Raw genomic sequence first — 10001 nt, 5'->3', positions numbered from 1 at the left:
GCTGGACTTCGCCAGGACGCCGTTGAGGGTCAGCGACCAGGTGGGGTGGTCGATGTCGTCGTGGAACAGCCGGGGCCCTGGAGTTCGGCGAAGCCGCGGCGGGTGGCGGCGACCACGACGCGGTCGCCGGGGCCGAGGACCAGGTCGTCGGGCAGTTCGCCGAGCGGCCCGTATCCGGCGCGGTCGGACGGGACGCCCGCGTCGCCGCAGGCGATCACCCGCCAGGCACCGGGCCGGAACGCCTCGGCGACCGTACGGCCCTGCAGGAGCGGGTGTTCGGCGACGTCGAGGGCCGCGAACAGCAGCACCCGGCGTTCCACGGGGATCGCGCCGAGGATCTGGCGCCCCATCATCGCCCCGGCGAACGAGGGAGCCGACAGGTGGGAGACGCTTCGGCTGCGGGTGAGGGCGTGCGGGTGTACGGCGCGCAGGGTGCGGTAGACGGCGGTGGCGAAGTCGTCGTCGTACAGCCGCAGCGCTACCCGCAGCCCGGGGTTGATCGAGCGCGCGTGCAGCGCGGCCTCCAGGTTGGTGATGTCGACGCTGGTGAGCGCGAGCAGGGCGCGGGCCCGGTGGATCCGGGCGGCTTCCAGGACGCCTTCCTCGGTGACGTCGCCGACGACGGTCGGCACCCGCAGCCGCCGGGCGAGCGCGATCCCGCGGGCTTCGGGATTGGCCTCGACGCACACCACGGGTATGTCCATGGCGCACAGCCGGGCGAGGACCCGGGTGCCGATCTTGCCGAGGCCGAGCAGCACCACATGGCCGGAGAGTCCGCGGGGCGGCCGGCGCAGGGTGGTCGCGCTGCGGAAGGTGCCGAACGCTTCCAGGAGCGCGGCGATCACCAGGGGCAGCAGGAGCAGTCCGACGAGGCCGGCGAGGATCTGGAGGACCTGCCGGCTGGTCGGTTCGTCGACGGCCGGATCCCCGATGCCGAAGATGTCGAGCAGGATGAGGTACGCGGCGTGCAGGACGTTGTCGCCGGTGGTGAGGGTGGACGCGACGGCGAGGGCGGTGACGGCGGCCGCGACCCCGGCGACCGACCAGCGCACCCGGCGCGAGAACAGCGAGCCGACCGGGAGCCGGGCGGAGCGGAACCAGCCGCCGGGCCGCGTCGGACCCTCGTAGTCGACCCTTTCGAGGGCGAGGGTGGCCCGTCCGGTGGCGGCGGCCACCTCGTCGTCGGCGGGCAGCAGGCGGGGCGCCTGGTCGCCGCTGAGGTCGGAGCCCTCGCTGCCGGCCGGGTCGGTGCTGGTCGCGGAGAGCAGGGCGAGGGTGCACAGGCCGGGGTCGGCGAGTTCCCCGGGGCCGGGCGGGTTGCGGTCCACGGCGTGCAGCAGCAGGCCGCCGGCCTGGATGACCTTCTTGCTGCCGACGACGGCGGTCGCGGCGAGCGCGGGCGCGGCGGTGGCGGCGTCGGACAGCACGGTGGTCGCGGCGTCCGGCCTGCCGGGCGCCAGGCCGGGGTCGGCGAAGATCGCGGCCTGGTCGAGGAGGGTGGCGAAGTGCTGGCCGAGCTTGCGGTTGTAGAGGCGGATGACCAGGCGCAGGCGCGGGTTGAGGCGGCGGGCGGTCATCGCGGCGCGGATGTTGCGCTCGTCGTCATCGAGGACGAGCGCGAGCGCGGCGGCCCGTTCCACGCCGGCGTCGCGCAGCACGGCGTCGTCGGCCTCGGCGGACTCGATGATCTGTACGGGCGGTCGCGGCTCGTCCGTGCCACCGCCCCCGGGCCCCCCGCTGCCGGCACCGGCCACCGCCCCGGCCCCGTTCCCGATGCCGGTCCCGTTCCCGACGCCGTTCCCGTTGCCGCTCCCGGCCCCGTTCCCGGTCGTGGTCGCGGCTCCGGCGGTCCGGGTGACGGCCGCCGTCACCCGTCCGAAGAGCGCCATCGCCCGCCCCGCGCGCGATGCGGGCTGCCCTGCGGAGCCGTCACCGAGCGGCGGAACGATCAGGGTGACCCGTTCGCCGTACATCTCGTTCAGCTCGGTCGCGAGACGGTGGGCGAGGACGTCGTCACCACAGACGACCATATGTTCGGACATGGAGTCGGCGGCGGGTGCCTGGCCAACAGGCCTGCTCTGATGCGGAAGTGAGGACACGTCACCAGGATGCCCTGCCGCTCCGGCAGTGGGCCGGGGCGAGGGCGGGGTGCTCCGCCCCGGACGCGGGGCGCTCCCCCCGACGGCCGCCGGCCGCGGGAGCCGCGAGAGGAAGCCGGGGACGCGGATCCGGGCCGCCGGAGCGGGCACGGGCGAGGGTCGACGGCTACGCCGGACGGCGCACTCCGATCTGCGGGGCCCGGGAGCGGTTTTTACGGTGGCTGAATGATCGTCATGCCCGCTGTCCGTCACACCGCCGCCGGTGCCACGGCACTGCTGCTCGCCCTGCCGGTCCCAGTGGCCTCGGCCGCCTCGCTCACCTCGCTCGCCTCCGCGGCCTCCGCGTCCCCCGCCGCCTCCGCGTCCCCCGCCGCCTCCGCCGCCTCAGTGGACTCGGTCGCCACCGCGTCCTCCGTCGCCGCGGTCACGGAGCCCACCCCGCCCGCGCGCCAGGTCGTCGATCCCGCCCGGCTCGGCCGCTCCGGCACCCAGGTGCAGCCCCTGCGCGGCGCCCCGGAGCTGCCGTCCGTCTCCGCGCTGTCCTGGGTGGTCGCCGACGCGTCGACGGGCGAGGTGCTCGCCGCGCGCAACGCGCACGAGCAGCTGCCGCCCGCCAGCACTCTCAAGACCCTGTTCGCCCTGACGGCGCTGCCCGGTCACGACCCGGAGGAGCAGCACACCGTCCAGGACGAGGAGCTGTACAACATCGGCGACGGCAGCAGCCTGGTCGGGGTGAAGGAGGGCTACACCTACAAGGTGTCGGACCTGTGGAACGGGGTCTTCCTCAGCTCCGGCAACGACGCCGTGCACGTGCTCGCCGCGATGAACGGCGGCTGGGACGCGATGTCGGAGAAAATGCAGCAGAAGGCCCGCGCGCTCGGCGCCCTCGACACCCGGGTGGTCTCCCCGGACGGCTACGACGCGCCGGGCCAGGTCTCCTCCGCGTACGACCTGGCGGTGTTCGGCCGGGCGGGACTCCAGGACCAGCGGTTCACCCGTTACTGCTCGACCCCGTACGCCGACTTCCCGGCCGGCGGCTGGTCGTACGGCATCGTCAACACCAACCGTCTGCTGACCGGCGCGGACGGGGTGGCCCCGTACCCCGGCCTGATCGGGGTGAAGAACGGCTACACCACCGGCGCGGGCAACACGCTGATCGCGGCGGCCCGGCACGGCGGCCGGACCCTGGTGGTGTCGGTGATGAACCCGCAGGGCGGCGACGGTTTCGCCGTGTACGAGGAGACCCGCGAGCTGCTCGACTGGGGTTTCGGCTCCTGGGGCCGGGTCGTCCCCGTGGGGTCCCTCAAGCCCGCCGAGGAACGGCGCGCGAAGCCGGACGCGGCTCGCGACGAGACACAGGCACAGGCGGGTCCGCAGGACGGCGGCGACACCCGGAAGACGGATCTGCGCGCGGCGGCCGCGACGGGTCCGCACGGCACGCCGAAGGACGAGGTGCCGTCGGGTTCCACGGCCCGGCTGCCGCTGGCGCTGATCGGGGCGGCGTTCGGCGCGGCGCTGTCGCTGTGGCTGTGGCGGCGGTTCGGGACGCGGGGCAACTGACCGTACGAGGCGGAGGCGCGGTCCCGGGCCCGTACGACACGGAGGCGCGGTCCCGGCGCCGTACGGTCAACGGATCTCCCCCTGGTCGGGACGGGGGCGCTCGTCGCCCGTCAGGTGGCGGCGCGACCAGCGCAGCAGCAGCCGCGTCAGGAAGACCAGGGTCAGCACCCAGACGGCGACGAAGGCCCACACCAGACCGGGGGTGCCGGTGGCCACGGCGACCACGAAGAGGACGAGGGCGACGGGGCCGAGGACGGCGGCGACCGCGGCGGAGCGCGGGGCTCGCCAGGACGGCCGGTGCCACGAGGGCCGGAGGCGGTGCCGCCGGCGGGGCCCGGCCCGGGGCGGGGGCGCGCCGAGGAGGCGGGCGAGGGAGGTGTCCTCGGCCAGGTCCTGCTCGATCTCGTCGAGGATCCGCCGCTCTCGCGGCGAGAGCCGTGACCCGTCCATGGCGGCACCTCCCGTCGGGGCATGCCCCCGAGGCCGGCCTACTCGGCGGGTACCCCGCCCGCCGGCGCCGAACCGCGCGACTCCAGGTCCGGTGTCTGAAGAGCGGGCGCCGCAGGCGCGGCCCCCTGGAGCACCGGCGTCGGGAGCACCGTCGTCCGGAGCAGCGGCGGCTGGGGGTCGGACGCCACGCGCGCGGCCGAGGGCGGTACGGCGGGCGCGAGGGCCGCGGCGGCGGCCGCGGGCAGTGAGGCCGCCGGCGGGGCGGGCCGGGCCACGTACCGCTCGGCGGCACGTACCGCCGCCCCTGCGGTCCGCTCCCCCATCAGGACGCACAGGGTGTACGTGGTGTCCTCCAACCGCCTGCGGGCCGCCGGGTCGTGCGGCCGGGCCAGCACCGTCCGCTCCAGGGCACGAAAGGCCCGCAGCAGTCGGGAGACGGTGGTTCTGTCGGGGAGCAGCATGCGGTCCTCCGGCCTTCCTGGTACGCGAGGGGCCCCCTGGAGCATCCATCGTGAGCCCGCTCGCTCACCCTCGCGACCGATGACATCACCAACGGTGACCGGTACAGTCCGCGTGCGGGGTCGGGCGCGATGGCGGAAGGTCGAGGCATGAACCCGAGCGAGCGACTGCGGGTGGTCGTCACCGGCGCCACCGGGAACGTCGGCACGAGCGTGATGCGGGCCCTGGAGCGGGAGCCACGGGTCGGTTCGATCCTGGGCCTGGCCCGCCGCCGGCCCCGGCTGACCCTGACGAAGGCCGAGTGGGCGGAGGTCGATCTGTCGCTGGAGGGCGACACGGCCCGGCTCGCCCGGTACGTGGCGGACGCGGACGCGGTCGTCCATCTGGCCTGGCGGTTCCAGCCGATCCGCGATCCGCTGACGACCTGGCGGACCAACGTGCTCGGGGCGCTCCGGGTCTTCGACGCGGTCGCCGCCGCCCGCGTCCCGGTCCTCGTGCACGCCTCGTCGGTGGGCGCCTACTCCCCCGGGCCGGCCGGCGGCGCGCCGGTGTCGGAGGCCTGGCCGACGCACGGCTGGCCGGGGGCCGCGTACACCCGGGAGAAGGCGTATCTGGAGCGGGTCCTGGACACCTTCGAACGCGACCATCCGCAGACCCGGGTGGTGCGGATGCGGCCGGCGTTCCAGTTCAAGGAGGAGTCGGCGAGCGGGCAGCGGCGCATCTTCGCGGGCCGCTGGTTCCCGGGGCAGCTGATCCGGCCGGATCTGCTGCCGCTGCTGCCCGGGCTCCCGGGGCTGCGACTGCAACTGCTGCACACGGACGACGCGGCCGACGGCTATGTGCGGGCGGTGCTGCGCGATGTCCGCGGCGCGTTCAACCTGGCGGCCGATCCGGTGCTGGACGGGGAGCTGCTCGCGCGGTTCTTCGACGCGCGGCCGGTGACCGTGCCGGCGCCCGCGGCGCGGGCGGCGCTCACCGCGGCCTGGCGGATGCGGCTCGCGCCCGCCTCGCCCGACCTGCTCGACGCCGTCCTGCGGCTGCCCGTGATGACGACCGCCCGGGCGCGCCAGGAGCTCGGGTGGGAGCCGGCCCGCACCTCGCTGGAGGCCCTGGAGGCGTTCCTGCGCGGCGTCCGCGCGGGCGGCGGCGACGCCACGGCGCCGCTGGCCGGCGGCCGTTTCGGCTGACCGGCCCGGCCGCCCGGTGTGCGGCGTGAACGGGGGGCCTGGAGGCTCGCGTCAGGAAGCCGTCCCGGCATCCACCGCGGACGCGTCGTAGGCGGCGCGGGCGGTGGTGATGTCGGCCCGGTGCCGCTCGGCCCAGCCGACCAGCCCGGACAGGCTCGTGTGCAGCTCGCGGGCCATGGGGGTGAGGGAGTACTCCACCTTCGGCGGCACTGTCGGATAGACCGTGCGGACGAGCAGACCGTCGCGCTCCAGCCTGCGCAGGTTCAGGGTGAGCATCCGCCGGCTGATGCCCGCGATGGCGCGTTCCAGTTCGGTGAACCGGACCGGACCCTGCGCGGCGGCGACCAGGATGCCGATGCTCCACTTGCCCGCGACCCGTTCGAGGACCTCGGTCAGCGGGCATGCCTCGTTGTCGATCCGCTCCGCCACATCGACGCGACTGTGCGACACGAGCGCCTCCTTCCACCTCGCGCCATGGTTACAGAGCACGACCCCCGCAACAAGCCGTGCCCTGTACAGGTGGTTCCGCGGGCCCCCGCGCCCCCGGACCGCTGTGCATAATGCGCGTATGCGCATTTCAGCCAAGGCCGATTACGCCGTGCGCGCCGCTCTCCAGCTCGCCACCGCCCAGGACGCCGGCCCTCTGAAGGCCGAGGCCATCGCCGAACACCAGGGGATCTCGCACAAGTTCCTCGAAGGGATCCTCGGCGACATGCGCAAGGGCGGCCTGGTGCTGAGCCGGCGGGGCGGCAACGGCGGCTACTGGCTGGCCCGGCCCGCCGGCGAGATCTCGCTCGCGGACGTGATTCGCTGCGTCGAGGGCCCGCTGGTGTCGGTACGCGGCGTGCGGCCGCCGGAGTTGTCGTACACGGGTCCGGCGGCCTCGCTCCTGACGGTCTGGGTCGCGTTGCGCGCGAACGTGCGCGAGGTGCTCGAAGGCGTCTCGCTGGCCGATGTGGCCGCCGACCGGCTGCCGCCGGAGATCACGGCGCTCGCGGAGGCCCCGGAGGCCTGGACCAACCCCTGACCTGGCCCTCAACTCCCCGGCCCTCGGCGCCCGTTCCGCCCACCGATACGGCATCGTCCGCGATGCGAACACCTCTTGGGGGTCGGGCGGCCCCTCTGCGACTATCCCTACCACTCCAGTGGGGATACGACGAGAGGATCCGGTGAGGTGACGTGAGGACGCCCAGGAAGGCACGGCGACGACCCGCCCGCACCACGCCGCACGACCACATCGCTGACGACACGGTCTGGCCGCGCGTCGCCCAAGAGCTGGCCGACGACCTGGCCGCCGACGCCCCGGCCCGCGACCGCGCCGGCAAGACGCCCTTCGACGAGGTCGCCCGGCTCCGGGAGGCGGGCCTGCCCGGGCTGCTCACCGCACCCGGCCCCGGCGGACCCGGCGCCGACTGGCACACCGCCTGCCGGGTGATCCGCGAGATAGCGGCGGCGGACGGCTCGATCGGCGAACTCCTCGCCCATCACTGCGCGTTGTCCTGGGCCACCCGGCTGCTGCCCCCGGGGCCGGACCCCTCCGGCATCCCCGCCGGGGAGCACGGGCTGCTGGCCGGAGCGGTCGAGCCGCCGCGCACGGAGAGCGGCGACCCGTCCCGCCCGGCCGATCTCGCCCTCACCCCCGCCGGCGACGGCACGTACCACCTCACCGGACGGCGGTTCTTCGCCTCCGGCGTCGCCGTCGCCGACCGTCTCGTCGTCGGTGCCCGCTGTGCGACGAGCGGGGACCTCCTCGTCGTCCTCGCCGACCCGGCGCACCCCGCCGTCTTCACCGAGCCGTACGCCGACCGGGTCGGCCAACGCCTCGCCGGGGCGGGCACCGTGACCTTCGACCGGCTGCCCGTCGCCGCCGGACAGATCCTCGGCGTCCTCCCGTACGACGAGCACACCGTCGCCCCGTACGCCGGCCTCGTCCCGCTCGCCCTGCGGCTGCTGCTGGTCCACGTCACGCTCGGCATCGCCGAGGGCGCGCTCGCCGAGGCGCGTGACGTCAGCCGGGCGTCCCGCTGCGCCCCGCCCGCGCCCACCGGGCCGGAGCGGGCCGCGCACACCGGTCCCGCGCCCGAGGAGGATCCGTATCTGCTGCTCGTCTACGGGGAGTTGGCGACGGCGGCGCACTCCGCGGCCGCGGTCGTCGACCGGGCCACCGAGGCCCTGGCGCACGGCCTGCTCACCGCGCACGGCCTCGGCGTCGGCGAACGTTCCGACATCGCCGTCCTCGTCGCGGCGGCCGAGACCGTCGCCCACCGCGCGGCGACGGACATCACCACCCGAGTCCTCGGACTCGTCGCCCCCCGCTCCCCCGCCGACCCCCTCGGCGCGGACCCCGGTTTCGACCGCTTCTGGCGCAACGTCCGGGCGCTCACCGCGCCCGTCTCCCCCGACCACCGTCTGCGCGACATCGGCGACCACTACCTCCACGGCACCCACCCCCGGCTCACCCTGCCGGTCTGAGGACCCTCCCGGCCCTCCCGGGCCCCGCCCCTCCCCGGCCCCGCCGATCTCACGAATACCCAGTTCAGGCCGGTCGGCGGGGCAAGTCAGGACGTACGACCCTCTCCTCGCGCGGCCGCTAGGATCAAGCTGGTCGCAGCAAGAGGGTCCGCAGCCCGGCGGGCCCCGCGTCGAACCGACGGAGGCATCCTGATGAGTCGTGAGATCGTCGCGGGAGTCGACGGATCCCCCGAGAGCCTCGCCGCGGCGGACTGGGCCGCCCGGGAGGCCGCGTACCGCGGTCTGCCGCTGCGCCTGGTGCACGCCTGGCGCTGGGAGCCTCTCGACCTGCCGCTCGCCCAGGACCCGGCGGTCCAGCAGAAGGCCGCCCGTGACCTGCTCCGGCAGGCCGAGTCCGAGATCGCCTCCCGCCACCCGGACCGTCCGCTGTCCGCGCAGGTCCTCGGCGACACGCCGGTGGCCGCGCTCCTCGAGACCGCCAAGGACGCCGATCTCCTCGTCATCGGCTCGCGCGGCCACGGCCCGGTGATGGGCTTCATCCTCGGCTCGTACGGGCAGCAGCTCATCGCCGCCTCCCCCGTCCCGGTCGTCGCCGTCCGCTCCCGCGAGGGCGAGGGGCCCGAGCAGGTGGGCGGCGAGATCGTCGTGGGCCAGACCGGCGACGCCGAGGACAGCGCGCCCGCGCTGAAGGTCGCCTTCGAGACGGCGGCTGCGCGCGGTGTCCCGGTGCGGGCGGTGCGGGCCTGGAGCCTGCCGCCGCTGTTCGCGTTCAGCCCGGGCTCGCTGGCGCTCGCCGACGAGGCGGGCGGGCTCGTCCCGTACGAGGAGAAGGCACTGCGCGAGGCCCTGGCGCCCTGGCGGGAGCGCTTCCCGGACGTGCCGGTGACCGAGCACGTGGAGATGGGCAGCGCCGGTCAGGTGCTGCTGTCGCAGTCCGGGTCGGCGCAGCTGCTGGTGGTCGGACGGCGGGCCCGGCGCGGCGCGCTCGGCCGGCGGATCGGTTCGGTGGCACACGCGGCGCTGCACCTGGCGCCGTGCCCGGTGGCGGTCGCGCCGCACGGGGACGACGAGCCGCAGGACTGACCTCCGCGACACGGGCGCCGCACGGCGGTGCCGTGAGCCCGGAGTGACCAAGGGGTGTCGTACGCGCCGGAGCCCGGCGCGTACGGCACCCCTCGCTGCTTCACGGCTCGCCGCTTCGCGGCCGGTGGTTCATGGCGCGCCGCTGCGTGGCGGCTCCGGCGCGCCGCCCTGGCTCGTCGAGGGTCCGGGTCCTGCCGTGTCCGGGCCCTCCGGTCGCCGTCGAGGCCGCTGCGGGCCACCGAGGCCGTCGCCCGCCGCCGCTATCCGGACAGGTGCGGCATGCTCGGCACGGTGGCCTTGCCTCCCTTCCGTACGGCCTCCACGACCGCTTCGTGCAGATCTCGGCTCTCCGGCTCCGATCCGCAGGGAACGGGACTGCCCGACATGGTGAACCAGTCGGACGCCCCGCTGTACTGCACGGCCACGCGTGCTTCTCCCTCGGCGAAGGTGGTGTGCACCGTCACGTCACCCGTGACGGCACCCACCTCGTCGGTCAGCACCCCGCCCCGCCCGGTGTACACACCGGCGGTCGTCCACGATGCCCAACTCATCCCTCCAGACTCACACCCGAACGGCGTATGCGCCACCGACGGGGCCGCCCCGGCCGGAACGAATCCGGCCGGGGAGAAGCGCCGGCTGTGGCACGACCCGCGCCGCCGGCAGTGCACGCTCGCCTCGCTGACCTCGTTCA

Annotated in this window: 10 protein-coding genes; 5 read left to right on the top strand and 5 right to left on the bottom strand. The window is 75.3% G+C overall.

Annotated features, from left to right (window positions below):
- Nucleotides 1-29: 29 nt before the first annotated feature.
- Nucleotides 30-2042, bottom strand: coding sequence for an NAD-binding protein (locus tag ABZ693_RS35465; RefSeq protein ID WP_359885617.1), 2013 nt, complete (start codon nt 2040-2042; stop codon nt 30-32).
- A 282-nt stretch (nt 2043-2324) separates the two neighbouring features.
- On the opposite strand from ABZ693_RS35465, the gene ABZ693_RS35460 reads away from it, so the two are divergent.
- Nucleotides 2325-3659 (top strand): D-alanyl-D-alanine carboxypeptidase family protein, encoded by a 1335-nt coding sequence (locus ABZ693_RS35460; RefSeq protein ID WP_359885616.1) that lies wholly within the window; start codon nt 2325-2327, stop codon nt 3657-3659.
- 66 nt (nt 3660-3725) lie between these two features.
- On the opposite strand, the gene ABZ693_RS35455 is transcribed toward ABZ693_RS35460, so the two are convergent.
- Nucleotides 3726-4109, bottom strand: a complete 384-nt coding sequence (locus ABZ693_RS35455; RefSeq protein WP_359885615.1) for a hypothetical protein — start codon at nt 4107-4109, stop codon at nt 3726-3728.
- A 38-nt stretch (nt 4110-4147) separates the two neighbouring features.
- Nucleotides 4148-4570, bottom strand: a complete 423-nt coding sequence (locus ABZ693_RS35450; RefSeq protein ID WP_359885614.1) for a DUF5133 domain-containing protein — start codon at nt 4568-4570, stop codon at nt 4148-4150.
- A gap of 147 nt (nt 4571-4717) precedes the next feature.
- On the opposite strand from ABZ693_RS35450, the gene ABZ693_RS35445 reads away from it, so the two are divergent.
- Complete coding sequence (locus ABZ693_RS35445) at nt 4718-5755, top strand: NAD-dependent epimerase/dehydratase family protein (protein WP_359885613.1); 1038 nt, start codon at nt 4718-4720, stop codon at nt 5753-5755.
- Nucleotides 5756-5806: 51 nt separating this feature from the next.
- Here ABZ693_RS35445 and ABZ693_RS35440 read toward each other — a convergent pair whose 3' ends face one another.
- On the bottom strand, nt 5807-6205 hold the full coding sequence (locus tag ABZ693_RS35440) for a winged helix-turn-helix transcriptional regulator (protein WP_435842642.1): 399 nt from the start codon (nt 6203-6205) through the stop codon (nt 5807-5809).
- Nucleotides 6206-6323: 118 nt separating this feature from the next.
- Between ABZ693_RS35440 and ABZ693_RS35435 the strand changes: the two genes are divergently transcribed.
- From ABZ693_RS35435 to ABZ693_RS35425, 3 genes are all read left to right on the top strand, one after another.
- The gene (locus ABZ693_RS35435; protein ID WP_359885612.1) at nt 6324-6782 is read left to right on the top strand and encodes an RrF2 family transcriptional regulator; all 459 of its coding nucleotides are present in this window, start codon (nt 6324-6326) and stop codon (nt 6780-6782) included.
- 152 nt (nt 6783-6934) lie between these two features.
- Nucleotides 6935-8227 (top strand): acyl-CoA dehydrogenase family protein, encoded by a 1293-nt coding sequence (locus ABZ693_RS35430; protein WP_359885611.1) that lies wholly within the window; start codon nt 6935-6937, stop codon nt 8225-8227.
- A 192-nt stretch (nt 8228-8419) separates the two neighbouring features.
- Entirely contained in the window at nt 8420-9310 is an 891-nt protein-coding gene (locus ABZ693_RS35425; protein WP_359885610.1) for a universal stress protein, read from the top strand.
- Nucleotides 9311-9570: 260 nt separating this feature from the next.
- On the opposite strand, the gene ABZ693_RS35420 is transcribed toward ABZ693_RS35425, so the two are convergent.
- On the bottom strand, nt 9571-9861 hold the full coding sequence (locus ABZ693_RS35420; RefSeq protein WP_359885609.1) for a hypothetical protein: 291 nt from the start codon (nt 9859-9861) through the stop codon (nt 9571-9573).
- Nucleotides 9862-10001: the final 140 nt, after the last annotated feature.

It is taken from the genome of Streptomyces laurentii, assembly GCF_040635425.1.
In the GTDB taxonomy this organism is placed as follows: domain Bacteria; phylum Actinomycetota; class Actinomycetes; order Streptomycetales; family Streptomycetaceae; genus Streptomyces; species Streptomyces laurentii.
This window is presented reverse-complemented; position numbering and strand designations above follow the sequence as displayed.

Bases quoted from the DNA above. Each gene is read 5' to 3' on its own strand.
- ABZ693_RS35465 (WP_359885617.1), bottom strand. From the start codon at position 2,042: ATGTCCGAACATATGGTCGTCTGTGGTGACGACGTCCTCGCCCACCGT.
- ABZ693_RS35460 (WP_359885616.1), top strand. From the start codon at position 2,325: ATGATCGTCATGCCCGCTGTCCGTCACACCGCCGCCGGTGCCACGGCA.
- ABZ693_RS35455 (WP_359885615.1), bottom strand. From the start codon at position 4,109: ATGGACGGGTCACGGCTCTCGCCGCGAGAGCGGCGGATCCTCGACGAG.
- ABZ693_RS35450 (WP_359885614.1), bottom strand. From the start codon at position 4,570: ATGCTGCTCCCCGACAGAACCACCGTCTCCCGACTGCTGCGGGCCTTT.
- ABZ693_RS35445 (WP_359885613.1), top strand. From the start codon at position 4,718: ATGAACCCGAGCGAGCGACTGCGGGTGGTCGTCACCGGCGCCACCGGG.
- ABZ693_RS35435 (WP_359885612.1), top strand. From the start codon at position 6,324: ATGCGCATTTCAGCCAAGGCCGATTACGCCGTGCGCGCCGCTCTCCAG.
- ABZ693_RS35425 (WP_359885610.1), top strand. From the start codon at position 8,420: ATGAGTCGTGAGATCGTCGCGGGAGTCGACGGATCCCCCGAGAGCCTC.
- ABZ693_RS35420 (WP_359885609.1), bottom strand. From the start codon at position 9,861: ATGAGTTGGGCATCGTGGACGACCGCCGGTGTGTACACCGGGCGGGGC.